The following is a 14,997-nucleotide window of genomic DNA, read 5'->3' as shown; positions in this document are numbered from 1 at the left end:
GCTGGGGCTTTTTCTGACCTTGGCTTGGATGGATATACCCACGGCTAGTGGTTGGCGGCGGGAATCGATTTACGCAGCTGTTGCGGGCCAATGCCAAAACGCTGACTAAAGCGCTGGCTAAAGCGCGAGGCCGAGGCGTAGCCGCATTGCAGCGCAATCTGGCCGATGGGCTGGCGCGTGGTTTGCAGCAGCCCCAGCGCGGTATTCAGGCGCACTTGATCCAGTAGCTGGCGAAACGAGGTGCCCTCTTGCTGCAATTGCCGGCGCAGGGTGGATTCGCCCACATGCAGCTGGCGCGCCAGGGTTTGCACCGTCCAATCATGGCCAGGGTTCAGCAGCAAGAGCTGCTGCACCCGCTCATCGCTGCGGCTGCTACGATCCAGCAGCAGATGGCCGCCACAGTCGGCCAGCAAAAGGCTGAGCAATAAACCACAGGCGCGGTGTTCCAGCAGCGGCTCCGGTTCATGCGTCGCGAGCGCGGCGAATAATTCATCCCATTGCTGGCCAATCACCGGGCTGGCGGGGCAGCTATAGCGCGGGTTGTGGGTGGCCTGCGGCGCTAGCCACTGCGCATGTTGCTGGCGCGCCAGCTGAACCAGTTGCGAGCCAAGGGTGATAACTTCGCAGCGATAGCCCTGCGGGCCGGGCTCATTACGCACAGTCAGCGTCGCGCCGGCGGGCATCAGCAGCAGCTGGCCCGTGCTGGCCACCCCGCTGTGCTCGCCCAGCCACCAGTGTTTCTGCCCCTGCCGCACCCGCATTAACACCGGTTGCAGGCAATGCACTTCGCGCAGCAGCTGGGTTTCTTGGGCCAGGATCAGCCCATGCTGAATGCTGCGTAGCTGCAAATTAGCCATATTTACCCCTATGTTGCGCTGGCAGCGTCCTGCTCGGCCAGCTCGAGCAGATTGCCATCCGGGTCGCGCAGATAGATTGACCACAGCGGCCCGCACGCGCCTTGCCGGCGCACTGGCCCTTGCTCGATGACGATGCCCAGTGCGTGCAGCCGCGCTTGTACTTGCCCGAGTGGCTCGCTCACGAGCCAGCACCAATCCTGGCTGCCCGGCTGTGGATAGCGGGCATGCGGGCTGATTTCGGCGCCAGCCTCATGCAGATTGATCTTTTGCTGACCAAAGTGCAAGGCCCAGCGGCCGGGGGCAAATTCAACCGCGCGTAAACCCAGCTGCTGGTAAAAGGTCAGGCACCTTGCCAGATCGCCAGTGGTGAGCACCCAGTGATCTAGGCTCGCGATCATGGTTGGGCGCGCCGCTGGTAGGTGGCGGTGAGTTGGGCTTTGCCCAGCGCATGCTGATTGAGCAGGTAGCCGACCAGCGCGCCGCTGGCTTGCGCATCCACGGGTAAACGCTCGATATCCAGCGCCCAGACGGTGTGGATATAGCGATGCGGTGCATCGCCCACCGGCGGACACGCCCCGCCATAGCCGGGCTGGCCGTAATCGGTGCGGGTTTCCAGCGCGCCAGCCGGCAGCGCTTTGGCGCGCAGACCATTGCTGGTGGCGGGGAGATTCACCACCAGCCAATGCCACCAACCACTGCCGGTGGGCGCATCGGGGTCGTACACGGTGACGGCAAAGCTGCGGGTGCCAGCCGGGGCGTGCTGCCAGTTCAGCGTGGGGGCGCGGTTATCACCGCTGCACCCAAAGCCATTGAATTCTTGCTGGCGGCTCATGGCCTGGCCGGTCTGTAGATCAGGGCTGCTGAGGGTGAAGTCGGCCGCCTGCAGCATGCTGCTGGCGACCAAAGCGAGGGTGAATTGGCTAAAACGGCGGATCAACATCATCAAGCTCCAAACGGGGTGAATGTGCTGATCAGCATAAATGGGCGGGGGGACGGCGATGATGCGTAAACGCTCGACTTTGATGCAAAAACGCTCAATCTGGCCCGCTCAGGGCGGCTGATTGAGCGTTGTGGGGATTTGGTGTTGGGGTATGGCTTGTCAGGCTTTAATTCATATTGACTTGCGAGCAATACCCTTAAGAGTGAAAGTGCTTAGAATTGGGCGCAGGCATCGCGGTAGCCAGCGGCGATGCGCGCGGCAATGCTGCGTGGCGAGAAATCCAGCGTGGTGCTCTCGGCCTCTGGCATTTGATTGGTGATCACCGTGGGCGATAGCAGCATGCGCAGGCGGGCGATGTCTTTAAAGCCCTCCAGCTGGCGGATCGGAGAGTCGGCCGGCAGGCTCTGGTTGAGCGCCTGATACAGCTCGGCCAAGCCGTTGTAATCGGCCATGCGCCCCATATCACCCAAGACCTTGTTCGAGAAAATAATCTCCAGCATCCGGTCTTGCGTTTCAACCAGATTGCCCGGCACCTGCCCTTTGAGTGGGAACAGATTCACGATCACAAAATGCGCCTCGCTCTGGGGCGGCAGGGCATTAATCATTGCGCCCAGTGGCGCATTATCAAATAGCCCGCCATCCCAGTAATGTTTGCCCTCGATCACCACCGGCGGGAACATCGGTGGAATCGACAGCGACGCAATCACGTGCTCCATCTCCAGCCGCTGGCCGTCGCGATTGCTAAACGTGGCGATCTCGCCGCTTTCGATCTGCACGGCCGAGAGCTGCACAATCGTTTCGGAGGCATTGAGTTTGTCGAAATCCACCAGCTCGGTTAGCAGCTCGCGCAATGGGTCAGCCGAGTAGACCGAAGTCCAGCGCGGCATATTCCACACATCGGTGCGCAACCGTGACATATGCGGGTTGCCCAGCAGCGATAAATTTTGCTCAACGATTTGCGGCGCAAAGGGGATATTAGGCACGGTGAGCTTTTGCCACAGTGTTTCCAGTGCAGTGAGCGGATTAGCGTGTTTGCTACCCACCAGCACCGCGGTATTGACCGCACCAATCGACACGCCAGCCACCATTTTTACCGGCAGCAGGCCTTGTTCGTGCATGCGGCGCAATACGCCCAATTCATAGGCGCCCAGCGCGCCGCCACCTTGTAAGAGCAATGCGATATTGTTCATGACGGGCTTCTCCGGTTAATGCGCGGCAGCATAGGCGGTGGATGTGACAGTGCTGTGAGTGCGCGGCGCCAGCGCGGCGATTTCGCGCATGCCCACCACCCGGTAGTTTTCGCGCGCAATCAGCTCGCGCAGGCCGGCGCTGGCAAACAGGCGCAGATCGGCGACGCGGGTAGCCCAGTCGGGGGCTAGCGCCCGCAGCTCGGGCGTATCGCTGGCCGGATGGCCAATCAGCGCATACACACCGGGGGCGTGGAAATAATATTTGAGCACATGCTCGGCCCACAGCAGCCGTTCTTCGTCGCGCAAATACTGGCCGAACGGCAGTACCGCCCATGCGTCAATCGGCTTGACCTGCTCGGCGGCACCGCTAATCAGGGCGCTGGTTTGCTGGCACAGCGGCAGCGGCATTTTGCTTTCATCTGCAAATAGCTGTGGGTCGCGATAATGCGGCACCAGCACCGGCAATTGCAGTTCGGCGCTCAGGCGCAAGACATGGCGAAAGAGCTCAGGGTGCAGCGCCGTCATCATATGGGTATCGAGATGGGTAAGCGGCAAGCCCAAGGCTTGGGCGCGCGCTACTTGTGCCGCCAGCTCATCGTAGGCGCGGCTGAGATCGGCAATCTGATAGGTATCGGCCGCCAGCGGATGAAAATAGCCGGCTGCATCGGCTAACCCTGCCGGGGTATGCCCACCGGTAATGGGCCCCCAGCGATAATGCTCGCGCCATTCACAATTGAGCGTGAGATGCAGCCCCATGTCGGCTGTGGCGCCTGCGGCGCGGGCAGCGGCCACGGCGGCGGGAAACCATGGGCATGGCGCCATGGCCGAGGCCGAGCTCATGGCGCTAACCCCGTGCAGGCTGCGCCAGGCGCTCACGGTGGCCTCGCACATGCCAATATCGTCGGCATGCACAATCAAAACACGGTCGGTGGGGGCAAATCCCAGGCGTTCTTGCAGCGTCATGGCGGTTTCCGGGCAGAGGGTCATGCCGGAAATTATGGCACGCGGGCTGCGCTGGGCGGGGGCTGAGGGCGTGTGCCGTTGTGCAAACGCACAAGCTGACCGTTAGGTGGCCGTGCCCCATTGGCGCAAAGCGCCGGCCAGCGCTTCGGGCTGGATCGGTTTGACCAGAAAATCATTCATGCCAACGGCAAAGCAGCGGGCTTTTTCATCGGCCAAGGCATTGGCGGTGAGCGCCACGATGGCAATAGCCGGGTCGCGCACTTCGGCGTCGCCCGCGCGGATGGCGCGAGTGGCCTCTATGCCATCCATTTCTGGCATTTGCAGATCCATAAACACAATGTCGAAATCTTGCCGCGCCAGCGCCGACAGGGCATGCAGGCCATTATTGGCGGTGTGCACACTGCAGCCGAGGTTTTCCAGCATTTTGACCGCCACCCGCTGATTCACTGGATTATCTTCGGCCAGCAAAACTCGGTAATGCTGGCCATTGGCCGCTTGCGGCACTCGTGGGGTTGGCTGCGCGCTGGCGGGGTCGGCCACTTGTAGCGGCAGGGTGAAGCTGAATTCGGCGCCTTGGCCGGGTTGGCTGCTGGCGCGGATTTCACCGCCCATCAGCGTCACCAGCTGCTGGCAAATGGCCAAGCCGAGCCCGGTGCCGCCATAGCGGCGCGAGGTGGATTCATCCAGCTGCGAAAAGCGGTTAAACAGCTGCGGGATTTTCTCGGCCGGTATGCCGATGCCGCTATCACGCACGCTAAATTGTAGCGTGCAGTGGCTGGCACTTTGGCTGGCCACGCTGATGCTGAGCTGTACCCCGCCGGTGTCAGTAAACTTGACTGCATTGCCGACCAGATTGAGCAGCACTTGCCGCAGGCGGCCCGGGTCGCCGCGCAGGCGGGCGGGTACGCCGGGGGCCAGCTCGGCCTGATAGTGCAGGCCTTTTTCGCGGATACGCAGCGCCATCATCGAGCCCAGCTCGTGCAGCACCGTGGCCAGCTCGAAATCGATCTGCTCCAGCGCCAGATGGCCGGCTTCGATTTTAGAAAAATCGAGAATATCGTTGATTACACTCAGCAGCACATCGCCGCTGTAGCGCACGGTATCGGCGTATTCGCGCTGCTGGGGGCTGAGCTCGGTATCGAGCAGCAGCCGGGTCATGCCAAGCACGCCATTAATCGGGGTGCGGATTTCGTGGCTCATATTGGCCAGAAACTGGCTCTTGGCCTGATTGGCGGCCTCGGCCGCTTGCTTGGCGTGTTCAAGTTGCAGCTGCACTTGTTTTTGCGCGGTAACATCGGTGGCGATGCCATACCAGATGGTGTCACCTTCTGGCGTGCGCTCGGGCTTGGCATGGCCCTCAACCCAGATTTCACCCTTCACAGGGTGGTTGACCCGGTAAATGGTATCCCAGTGGCTGAGGGTTTCCAGTGCCTGCATATAGCTGGCCACCACAGCGGGCAGATCATCCGGATGCACGACCGCCAATACCCGTGAGGCATCGTTGGCCACGTCTTCAGGTTGCAGGCCGTAGATATCCTCAATGCCGGCGCTGGCGTACAGATAAGCACTGCTGCCATCGAGATTCATCCGGGTTTGGAAAATCAGACCGGGGACTTCCTGCCCAATTTTCTGAAAGCGTTCGTGCAGGCGTTTGCGCTCGCTGCGCGCTTGCTGGCGCTCGAGTGCGGTTTCTACCCAGCGGGCCACCAGCCGCAAAAAGCCGACGTCGATTTCATCGAAGAGCCGGCTATACACTTGGGGCGAAGAAAAACTCAGCGTGCCATAGCGCTGGCCCGCGACCCGCAGCGGTACGCCGATATAAGCTTCCAGCCCGAAACGCCGGTAGCAGGGCGCTTGTGACCAGCGTGAGCTGCCCATGGCCGAAACGCTAAACACATCGTTGGTTTCTAGCGTGAGCTGGCAGTAAGTTTCGGCCAGCGGATAATGCGTGGCCAGCTGCGGGGTTTGGCCATCCAGATAGGTGGCCACCACGCGGTATTCTTGGGCGGTAATCTGGCCGATGGCGCCAAAGGGAAGGCCAAAATAGTCCACCCCCAGCTGCAAGGCGGCCTGCATCAGTGCCAGATCATCATCGCCGGTGAGTTCGGTAATCCGATAGAGTGTGGTCAAGGCCATTTGCTGCCGGCGCTGGCTGGCCTGTTCGGCGGCGGAAGCGGCCTTTTGGCGCTGAAACACAAGTAATTGCGCCAGCGTGGCTAATAGGGGTGCCAGTTCATCCAGCTGCAGTGGCAGCAAATCTCGCTCTTGCACGGCCAGCAGGGCGATGCCTTCTAAATGGTTTTCGCGGTGCAGGGGCAGTGCCAGCCAGCGGGTGCCGGCTTGCGCCGCTAGCCAAGCCAAGGCCGGCTGATTCAGCGCCTGTAGCTGATCCAGCGAGACCCAGCAAGGTTGGCAGCGATGCAGGCGCTGCCAGTCTTCGCAGGGAAGTTGCAGTGGCGCCAGCGCTGCAGGTTGGCTCAGTTGCGGCCCTTCGCTAATGGCCAGAATGCCCAGTGCCCCATCATCGCGCAAGCTGGCCAGCAGCCCGCCGCGCGCCGGGGCGAGTGGCAGTAGCTGGCGCAAGGCTTGTTGCCACACAGCGGGGGCAACACTGTCGGCCAAAAAGGCGGACTGAGCCTGCAAAATGGCGGTCAGAATGGCGGGATTCACGCGGCTGTTACAGTACATTCAAACGGGATAAGTTTCAGGATAGCGGAATGCAGGCTATCACCCAATCAAAATTGCTGTTTTGCCACGGCGCAAAGCGAGTTGAACTACTGCAGGCTGGCGCGAAATTCGCGCATTAGGCGTTCATATTCGCCATTGGCTTTGATGGTGCGCAGGCCTTCTTCGAATAGCTCGGCCAGCTTTTGCCCATCGGGGTGTTTCTTGCTAAAGCCTATAAAGAAGCTGGCCTGATTCACCAGCCCGACTTCGAGCAGCGCGCCTTTGAAGGCCGAGTTTTTCTTGAATAGCAGTTTGGCCGGGGTGGTGTTGATCAGGGCGTAGTCGATCCGGCCGCCCGCCAGTAGTTTGCGCAGCTGGACTTCATCGCTAGGGGAAATATCTTTGCGGATGCGGCTATCCTGCATGATCACCGGCGGATAGGTGTAGCCATTGGTGGCGCCTACCGCATGCCCGGGTAAGTCGGCCGCGCTTAGGCCAGTGCGATGCGGGGCGCGGGCGAAAATCGACAGGCCTTCCTGAAACAGCGGTGTACGGTGAAAGTAAAAGCGCTTGGCGTTGTCGCTATTGATTTCAATATCAAAACAGCCCAGCGCCTGCCCTTCCTCGGTTTCGCGCAGGCAGCGGCTAAAGGGCACGGCCCGGTAATTGACCTTGATTTGCTGGGTGGCAAAGGCCGCGGTGATGATTTTGGGTGCCAGGCCCTGAATGCCCTCTTTGCCCCGCTCTACATAAGAATACGGCGCCCAATCATCTTCGGCGTTCAGGGTGATGGTGGTTTGGGCCAGTGCTGGCATTGCCAGCAAGAGGGCCAGCAGCAACAAGGGCATGGTGGCGCGCAGCAGAATTATATTTACCGTCAGCATGGCTGCTTACGCTGGTGCTGGGGTAGCAAGACGGGCGCTGAGACGATAAACGGCGGGCGTGCAGGCTTTCCTACATGCTGTGCTGGCGCGGTGAAAAATCCCTGCAAGCTGGCGTCGCTGATTTTAGGTCAAACTGTTTGACTGGCTTTGTGGCTGCACTGTGTTTGACTAGGGATAGCCACAAACGACAGCGCAGGGCTTTTCAGGCATCATCAACTGACCATTTTTTAATCAAAACATAGGATGCAGCCCACGTAATGAGTACCTCTTCCTCCCCACCCACCTTGCGGCGCAATCTGAAAGCGCGCCATTTGTCGATGATTGCCATCGGTGGTTCGATTGGTACCGGGCTGTTTGTGGCCTCGGGCGCCACCATTGCCCAGGCCGGCCCAGGCGGCGCGATTGCGGCCTACCTGCTGATTGGCCTGATGGTGTATTTCCTGATGACGAGTCTGGGTGAGCTGGCGGCCTATATGCCGGTGTCGGGCTCGTTTGCCACCTATGGTGCGCGCTTTGTCGAGCCGGGCTTTGGTTTCGCGCTGGGCTGGAATTACTGGTACAACTGGGCGGTGACCATTGCAGTCGAGCTGGTAGCGGCGCAGCTGATTATGGCGTTCTGGTTTCCCGATGTGCCGGGTATTTACTGGAGTGCCGGCTTTCTGGCGGTGATGTTTGCGCTGAATTACATCTCGGTGCGGGGCTTTGGTGAGGCCGAATACTGGTGCTCGCTAATCAAAGTGGTGACGGTGATTGTGTTTATCGCCACCGGCCTGTTGATGATTTTTGGCGTGATGCACGGCGGTGAGCAGGGTGGCTGGCATAACTTCACCTTGGGTGAGGCGCCTTTTGTCGGTGGCCTGCCCGCGATGATTGGCGTGATGATGGTGGCCGGTTTTTCGTTTCAGGGTACCGAGCTGATCGGCGTGGCCGCTGGCGAGGCCGAAAACCCGCATAAAGCGATTCCACGGGCGATCCGGCAGGTGTTCTGGCGGATTTTGCTGTTTTATGTGATCGCCATTTTCCTGATTGGTTTGCTGATCCCTTATACCGATCCTAAGCTGCTGAAAAACGATATTGCCGACATTGGGATGAGCCCGTTCACACTGGTGTTCCAGAATGCCGGCTTGGCCTTTGCGGCCGCCTTGATGAATACCGTGATTCTCACGGCGATTATTTCGGCCGGTAATTCGGGTATGTATGCCTCAACGCGGATGCTGTTTACCCTGGCTCAGCAGGGCCTGGCGCCAAAGGTTTTTGCCAAGCTGGCGGGCAATGGTGTGCCGCGCAATGCGCTGTATGCCACCACAGCGGTGGGTATGCTGTGTTTCCTGACCGCGCTGGGCGAAGATAAAACCGTGTATCTGTGGCTACTGAATATGTCGGGCATGACCGGTTTTATTGCCTGGCTGGGCATTGCGGTGAGCCACTATCGTTTCCGCCAAGGTTTTCTGGCACAAGGCCATTCGCTGGATGAGCTGCCGTATCGCTCGCCGTTTTTCCCGTATGGGCCGCTGTTTGCGTTTAGTCTGTGTGTCTTGGTGATGTTGGGGCAAAACTATCAGGCCTTTGCCGCCGGCAAGATCGATTGGCTGGGCGTTACCGCGACGTATATCGGGATTCCGCTGTTTCTGGCGATCTGGTGGGGCTATCGCCTCAAGCATAAAACCCGCCTGGTGCGCCCGGAAGAAATGAGCTTTGAAGATGCGCGTGAAGCCTTGCTGCATAGCGAGAAACGCTAGGGTATATCGCTCTAAGCATCATATTGAATGCTTTTTAGGTTAATACAGCCTGGCGGTATACTAGAGCAAACCAATAAAAAAGCCCGCAAGCGCGGGCTTTTTTATTGGGCAGGCCCAAGGCAGGCCGGCGCGGTTTACTTCAGTTTCAGTGGGCTTGGCAGGGTGATCAACATAAATTCGTTGTCATCCGGCAGCTTGGTGCCCATGTGGCGACCCACGCTAAATGGGTAGTTGTTGTCGTTGAGTACGCCGAGGGTGTTTTCATCGATCACCACTACGTCTTCGATGGTGACAAACGGCATCGCAAAGACGCCACCCAGGCCGATATCGCCATTGCTGGCTGTGCCGCTGATACCTTTTGGATCTTTAATGTCCATCAGGTTGACCAGTTCGGTTTTCTCAACGTAATCACCGGCTTTGCCCAGCTTGATCTTGAAGAGCTTTTTAAAGCCCGCCAGATCGCCGGTGCTGTTATCGCGCTCGATAATGATGCCTTCTTCGGCGTTAAACAGGATAAAGTCGCCGATATTGGTGCCTTTGGCATCCAGCTTGTATTTGAAGGTTTTGCCGGTGTATTTACGGCTGGCGATATCAAATTCGCTGATCAGCAGCGTTTTGTCATCGTGGCCAGTCAGCGGCTGTTCCAACAGCGGGTACAGCTTGCTGCCATCGCTTGAGAGCGCCATGCCTTCAAAACCGCCAGATTTTTTCGCGCGGAATGGATTGCTGGTGGCGGTGCTGCGATACGGCCAATACAGGCCGGCCATCCACGGCGTGTTTTTGCCGTTTTCATCCTGCATATTGGTGCCGTCATCGGTATTGGCCGGATCTGGATAGATCGGGAAATCGCCAAACAGATACACGGTACGAATGGCCGGGAATTTCTCTTGTACGCGCAGCAGGGTGCGGAAATCGAAACTCTGGATGTCGGCGCGGGCTTCCATCTTGTTGTCGACAATCACTTTGGCCAGTGTGTCGGCCATTTGCTCAAAGCCCACTGTGCGGTCTTTGTAGACTTTATCGTGGTTGTCTTTATCGCTGCGTGGATTGATCTTGGTTTCGATGTTAAAGCGTACGGTCTTGGCGTTGGCCACGCGTTTGGCCGCATCCGGATGGGTTTTGCCCGCGCCGGTGCTGTAGTAGTCGATATAAGCCGTAACCAGATCGAAGATATCCTGCGTTTTGGGCAAGACATACGGGCTGGTGTAGCCCTTGGTCGTGGCCAGCGCGGCCGAAACTGGCGAGAGTGCCACGTCGTTGCTCTGGTCGGCACCGCGGAAGACTTTATCGCAGATATAGTCGGCCTGGATTTGCGCCAGTGTCAGGTCTTTGATCAGCACTTCTTGCTTGATGTCGTTGTACGGCGTGCCATCGGTGCGGCGGCATTTCTGGGTTTCGATGTAGGGGTCGTGCTTCAGTACGGAGATGCCATCTTTGGTGATGCCCGAATCGGTTTCCAGCGTGGTCATCAGATTATCCAGCGCGGCCTCAAAGGCGGGCAGGGTGTTTTCTGGGCGCAGATTGCGCGCGCCACGGTGGCCTTGGGCGTCAAATTTGGCTGGATCAATCAGGCCGTCTTTGGTCAGGTAGTCGCCCGGCACGCCGTCTTTATTGGCATCAAATTCTTTCACCGCCGCCAGCAGCAGATCAGGGCGATCAGAGATAATGCCGCTCACGCCGGCTTTCAGAAGCTCGGTCATTTTAGCTTTATCGTTCACCGTCCAGGTCACCACCTGATAGCCAGCGCTCTTGAGCGAGGCCACATCAAAGATCTCGCTGGTGGCTGGGGTGAGGCCCGGTTGCGGATTTTTGCCGCGGGCGTAGTGGGCATCCGGGCTGGATTTCACGCCATTGGCGTCGTATTTCAGCTGCACAAAGTACGGAGAGAACACCGGCGCGCGTTTGGCGCCAAAGCTCTGCGCATGGGCACGTACCGCATTCATGATACGCACCGCGCTGCCTTCTTCGCTGTATGGGTTTTGCGGCGAGCGGATTTCCTGGCCGGCATTTTCGCTATCCATCAGCTTGATTGGCGCTTCCAGCAGCACGCCGTTGGCGTCGGTATGCAGCAGGAACGGCCCAAATTCATCGCCAAACCACAGTGTGCCATCGGGGGCGCGCTGCATTGATTCGATGTCAAAGTCGGCGCCGGTGAGTACGCGCTCTTTGCTGAATTGATTGGTGATCGCAAATGGGATCAGTTTATTCGGGTCTTTCAGCTCGATGAATTTCTCGGTCTTGATGCTGCCATCGCCGCCAGTGGCGGTTTTGAAATTCGGGCGGATGGTGTACACGCGCAGATTAAAGTCGGCCGAGTTTTCGATGCTGCCGTAGCCATTGTCGGCCATTACCAGGAAGCTGCCATCAGCATTTTTCAGAATCGCTGAAAAGCCTTGTACCGGCTGTTTGGCAAACGGCGCGCTGTGGCCGTTAAACAAAGTTCCGCCCAGATACTGGCCCGAGATCGGGCCATCGGCGAAGGTGGCGGCGGGCAGGATCGCGCGGCCGCTGAGTGTGGGCGCGGTGACGCTGCTGGTTGGAGTTTGCAGTTCGCCACCGCCGCACGCGGCCAGTAGCAGGGGAAGCAGGGCCAAGCCAAAAAGGCCGGCGCGGGGATGGGCAGACATATGCACCTCGTCATCAAAAAATGCCGCGAGCATAGAGGGCGCAGTTTGCAGGCCGTTTGCAATTACGCGACAAAGCGATGACGTCTAGATGGCGAAACGATGAAAGGTATCTGCTGCAGAGTTATAGCTGGAATAGGCTGTGGTGATATACATCACTGGGGTATTTGATTGGGCGACGAAAGGTAAAAAACCTTGACCTGATACTATGCGGTGCCCACAGCACACCGGCCCGCCGCAGCGAGCCGTTGTTGGGGGTGAAGCGCCAAGCCTAGTGATGGCGATGCGGGCGAAAGCGGATCGGGTCGATACTCATCTGGCTCAGATACATCAGGCCAATATAAATGCCGCCAAAAATCAGCATCCAGCCCAGCGGCAGGAGCAGCAATACGAGGCTGATTTCGCGCAGATCAAAGGCGCTGCTGAGCACGCCATACCCCAGTAAGCAGGCGATCCCGAGCAAAATCGGGACGGCACACATTTTCATTGAGAGCTGCATTTCGGTATCCCTTGTCTTGATTGATCATGCTGTTTGAATTTCAGTAAAGACAAGAAAATCACTTCGGCCTAGTGGCCGCCGCCCGTCGCGGGCTTGGCTTGCTTTTTGCGCGGCAGGGTATCGCCAGCCGCCGCTAAGCCCTGCCGATTTCGCCCACCGATACCGTACCGAGGTATGGCTTATCAAAACTTGAATGTAAGCCGACGAGTGGTGACGCTCAACGGCAAACGCGCGCGTGGCTGAAATTGTAACTATGGGTATGTTAGCAGAGGCTAATTTTTGCAAAGTCTAGGTGTATATACAGGGTATAGGTATTTGATATTTGGGTTTTTGCTTAGCCTGCACGCGGGCGCTTGCTGACTAGCGGCACCTACCCAATTTGTCATCGTTTCGTCATCGCCGCTGCGTAATATTGCAAGCAGATTTCATTTAACGAGGTGGGTATGCAGCAATGGGCATGGATGCTGGCGGCAGTGCTGGCAAGTGGGGCGCAAGCGGGCGAGGCTTTTCGCGCTGAGAGCGTCAATCATCCACAGGTGGCGGCGGTAGAGCGCTATGCGCTGCAAAGCCCGGCCAAGTTCAATCTGCCGTACAACGGTGCTTTTGCCAGCGAATTCCCGCAGGGGCTGCCGTTTGCACCGGGCTCGGGCCTGGCGTTTAAGGGTAAAGATGCGCAGGGTAATTTGCTGTTCTGGGCCACTGGCGATCGCGGCCCGAATGGCGATGCGCCGCGCGTGCAAGAGGGGGGCAAAAAGCTGGAGAGCAAGATTTTCCTCACCCCGGATTACCAGCCCCGTTTTGCCCAGATCAAGCTGGTGCGGGGCAAGAGCGCCAGTGTGATTCAGAGCCGGCCGTTCCAGTTTGCTGAAGGCCCGGCGAGCGGTTTGCCGCTGCCCGCGGGTACGGTGGGGGCGACCGGTGAAGTGGCGCTGAGCGACACGCTGGCGGTGCTGCCGGCGCATCCGCGTGGGGTAGATCCTGAGGGCATCGTGCCTGATGGCAAAGGTCATCTGTGGGTGGTGGATGAATACGGCCCCTTCCTGCTGAAAGTGGAAGCCAAAACCGGCAAAGTACTGCAACAGCTGGCCCCGGGCCGCGGCCTACCCGAGGTACTGCAATACCGCCAGCCGAATCGCGGCTTTGAAGCCGTGGCGCGCACCCCGAATGGCAAGATCTACGCCATGCTGCAATCCACCCTCAATATCAATGGTGAAACCAAACACAGCGCCGGCATTATCCGCTTGCTGGAGCTAGACCCGACCACCGGCGCGACCCGCATGCTGGGCTACCCGCTGGATAGCACCGCCTACAAGAAAAATGGCGATGCCAAAATCGGTGATCTGGTGGCGCTGGATAATCAGCGCTTCGTGCTGGTGGAGCAGGGCAAGGGCAAAGATAAACAGATGCGCAATGTGCTGTATGTGATCGACATTGCCGGCGCCGAAGCGTTGCCGCAGCTGGAGGGCAAAGAGGCCGAATACGCTACCGCCGAGCAATTGGCCGGCCTCAAGCTGATTCGCAAGCAGCGGATGTTTGATCTGCGCGAAATCGGCTGGCAGGCCGAGAAAGCCGAAGGCTTAACGGTGGTGGATGGTCAGCTGGCGCTGATTAACGACAACGATTTCGGCCTGAAAGCCGAGCTGGCCAGTGGCAAAGATCTGGATGATGTACTGATCAAAGATGGCCGTTTGCCCGAAGGCGAAGCGCTGCAGGTCAAAGCCACCAAAGAAGACTCCGAGCTGTGGCTGCTGAAACTGAAACAGCCACTGAGCGCGTATTACCCGCAGTAAAATAGGGCGGCACCGGGCTGAGCTGAAATCAGTCAGGTGCCTTTACCTAGTTATGTTGCATTATGGGTATTGGCTTGAGTGCTAATTAATATAAGGCACACAGCCCAATACCCTACATGCCCATATAGCGGCCAGGGCGGTGATTGATGGCAATGACCAGATTCAGCGCCACTGCGCCCATGATCGACAGCAATAGTTTCTCGCCGCTCACCGTCATGGCGCCCGCGGCCAAAATACACAGATCAAACACCAGCTGGATATGCCCGGCGCGCCAGCCATGGCGCTGCTGCAAAAACAGCGCCATCACGGTTACCCCGCCCAAGCTGGCCTTGTGCCGGATCAGCATTAAAATCCCGATTCCGGCCAAGAGGCCGCCAATAATGCTGGCAAACCAGGGCTGTAGCTGGCCAAATTGAATCCAGTGCGGCAGCCAATCGGCCAGCACCGACAGCATGGCGATGCACAGAAAGGTTTTGAGCGTAAATTCGCGCCCCAGCACACGGTAGGCAAACAGATAAAACGGCAAGCTAATGGCGAAAAAGATCGCGCCATAGGCCCAGTGGGTGGCGTAATACAGCAAAAAGGCCAGGCCAGTAATCCCGCCAGTGAGCAAACCGGCGTGCTTGAAAAACTGGATGGCCAGCGCCATTAACAAGACACCGGTGAGTAAGCCTTGGGCGTCTTCCAGCCAGGTATGGCGTTTGGGCATGGTGATGCTCCACAGCAGCAAAGGTGCGGCACGATAAGGGAAAATCACGCGCGGCGCAGTTGGGTTTTTCCACAGTTAGTAGCACGCTAGCCCGCGCGCAGGCGGCCGTGCGGCAAATTCCCACAGCAACAAGTG

At 58.6% G+C, this 14,997-nt stretch carries 12 protein-coding genes; 2 read left to right on the top strand and 10 right to left on the bottom strand.

Translation table 11 applies throughout. The features are described 5' to 3' along the window. Window positions 1-44: 44 nt before the first annotated feature. From L991_RS15295 to L991_RS15265, 7 genes are all read right to left on the bottom strand, one after another. Window positions 45-857 carry a helix-turn-helix transcriptional regulator gene (locus L991_RS15295; RefSeq protein WP_047396873.1) on the bottom strand — a complete coding sequence of 271 codons (813 nt, stop codon included), beginning with the start codon at window positions 855-857 and terminating at the stop codon, window positions 45-47. Between the two features lie 8 nt (window positions 858-865). Then, complete coding sequence (locus tag L991_RS15290; protein WP_047396872.1) at window positions 866-1,255, bottom strand: VOC family protein; 390 nt, start codon at window positions 1,253-1,255, stop codon at window positions 866-868. Then, complete coding sequence (locus L991_RS15285; RefSeq protein WP_047396871.1) at window positions 1,252-1,797, bottom strand: YbhB/YbcL family Raf kinase inhibitor-like protein; 546 nt, start codon at window positions 1,795-1,797, stop codon at window positions 1,252-1,254. Before L991_RS15285 ends, L991_RS15290 begins: the two co-directional genes overlap by 4 nt. Before the next feature lie 212 nt (window positions 1,798-2,009). Beyond that, window positions 2,010-2,987, bottom strand: coding sequence for a patatin-like phospholipase family protein (locus L991_RS15280; protein WP_047396870.1), 978 nt, complete (start codon window positions 2,985-2,987; stop codon window positions 2,010-2,012). A gap of 15 nt (window positions 2,988-3,002) precedes the next feature. Beyond that, the gene (locus L991_RS16730; protein WP_052190971.1) at window positions 3,003-3,950 is read right to left on the bottom strand and encodes a ChbG/HpnK family deacetylase; all 948 of its coding nucleotides are present in this window, start codon (window positions 3,948-3,950) and stop codon (window positions 3,003-3,005) included. Window positions 3,951-4,052: 102 nt separating this feature from the next. Next, window positions 4,053-6,620, bottom strand: a complete 2,568-nt coding sequence (locus L991_RS16725; RefSeq protein ID WP_197053913.1) for an ATP-binding protein — start codon at window positions 6,618-6,620, stop codon at window positions 4,053-4,055. A gap of 104 nt (window positions 6,621-6,724) precedes the next feature. Further along, the gene (locus tag L991_RS15265; RefSeq protein WP_052190968.1) at window positions 6,725-7,501 is read right to left on the bottom strand and encodes an ABC transporter substrate-binding protein; all 777 of its coding nucleotides are present in this window, start codon (window positions 7,499-7,501) and stop codon (window positions 6,725-6,727) included. Between the two features lie 257 nt (window positions 7,502-7,758). On the opposite strand from L991_RS15265, the gene L991_RS15260 reads away from it, so the two are divergent. Beyond that, complete coding sequence (locus tag L991_RS15260) at window positions 7,759-9,240, top strand: amino acid permease (protein ID WP_047396869.1); 1,482 nt, start codon at window positions 7,759-7,761, stop codon at window positions 9,238-9,240. Between the two features lie 134 nt (window positions 9,241-9,374). Here L991_RS15260 and L991_RS15255 read toward each other — a convergent pair whose 3' ends face one another. Further along, window positions 9,375-11,867: an esterase-like activity of phytase family protein gene (locus tag L991_RS15255; RefSeq protein ID WP_052191008.1), complete on the bottom strand. Its 2,493-nt coding sequence runs from the start codon at window positions 11,865-11,867 to the stop codon at window positions 9,375-9,377. Between the two features lie 268 nt (window positions 11,868-12,135). Next, a complete protein-coding gene (locus tag L991_RS15250) occupies window positions 12,136-12,363 on the bottom strand; it encodes a hypothetical protein (protein ID WP_156129104.1) in 228 nt (75 codons plus the stop codon). A 443-nt stretch (window positions 12,364-12,806) separates the two neighbouring features. On the opposite strand from L991_RS15250, the gene L991_RS15245 reads away from it, so the two are divergent. Beyond that, window positions 12,807-14,153, top strand: coding sequence for an esterase-like activity of phytase family protein (locus L991_RS15245; RefSeq protein ID WP_052190966.1), 1,347 nt, complete (start codon window positions 12,807-12,809; stop codon window positions 14,151-14,153). 112 nt (window positions 14,154-14,265) lie between these two features. On the opposite strand, the gene L991_RS15240 is transcribed toward L991_RS15245, so the two are convergent. Next, on the bottom strand, window positions 14,266-14,862 hold the full coding sequence (locus L991_RS15240; RefSeq protein ID WP_034619750.1) for a YitT family protein: 597 nt from the start codon (window positions 14,860-14,862) through the stop codon (window positions 14,266-14,268). Between the last annotated feature and the right edge of the window lie 135 nt (window positions 14,863-14,997).

The organism is Chitinibacter sp. ZOR0017 (genome assembly GCF_000799095.1).
In the GTDB taxonomy this organism is placed as follows: Bacteria; Pseudomonadota; Gammaproteobacteria; order Burkholderiales; family Chitinibacteraceae; genus Chitinibacter; species Chitinibacter tainanensis.
The sequence above is the reverse complement of the archived record's forward strand: the minus strand, read 5'-3'. Positions and strand labels throughout refer to the sequence as shown.

Excerpts from the sequence above, each read along its gene's own strand:
- L991_RS15295 (WP_047396873.1), bottom strand. The coding sequence starts at position 857 with ATGGCTAATTTGCAGCTACGCAGCATTCAGCATGGGCTGATCCTGGCC.
- L991_RS15290 (WP_047396872.1), bottom strand. The coding sequence starts at position 1,255 with ATGATCGCGAGCCTAGATCACTGGGTGCTCACCACTGGCGATCTGGCA.
- L991_RS15285 (WP_047396871.1), bottom strand. The coding sequence starts at position 1,797 with ATGTTGATCCGCCGTTTTAGCCAATTCACCCTCGCTTTGGTCGCCAGC.
- L991_RS15280 (WP_047396870.1), bottom strand. The coding sequence starts at position 2,987 with ATGAACAATATCGCATTGCTCTTACAAGGTGGCGGCGCGCTGGGCGCC.
- L991_RS16730 (WP_052190971.1), bottom strand. The coding sequence starts at position 3,950 with ATGACGCTGCAAGAACGCCTGGGATTTGCCCCCACCGACCGTGTTTTG.
- L991_RS15265 (WP_052190968.1), bottom strand. The coding sequence starts at position 7,501 with ATGCTGACGGTAAATATAATTCTGCTGCGCGCCACCATGCCCTTGTTG.
- L991_RS15260 (WP_047396869.1), top strand. The coding sequence starts at position 7,759 with ATGAGTACCTCTTCCTCCCCACCCACCTTGCGGCGCAATCTGAAAGCG.
- L991_RS15255 (WP_052191008.1), bottom strand. The coding sequence starts at position 11,867 with ATGTCTGCCCATCCCCGCGCCGGCCTTTTTGGCTTGGCCCTGCTTCCC.
- L991_RS15250 (WP_156129104.1), bottom strand. The coding sequence starts at position 12,363 with ATGCAGCTCTCAATGAAAATGTGTGCCGTCCCGATTTTGCTCGGGATC.
- L991_RS15245 (WP_052190966.1), top strand. The coding sequence starts at position 12,807 with ATGCAGCAATGGGCATGGATGCTGGCGGCAGTGCTGGCAAGTGGGGCG.
- L991_RS15240 (WP_034619750.1), bottom strand. The coding sequence starts at position 14,862 with ATGCCCAAACGCCATACCTGGCTGGAAGACGCCCAAGGCTTACTCACC.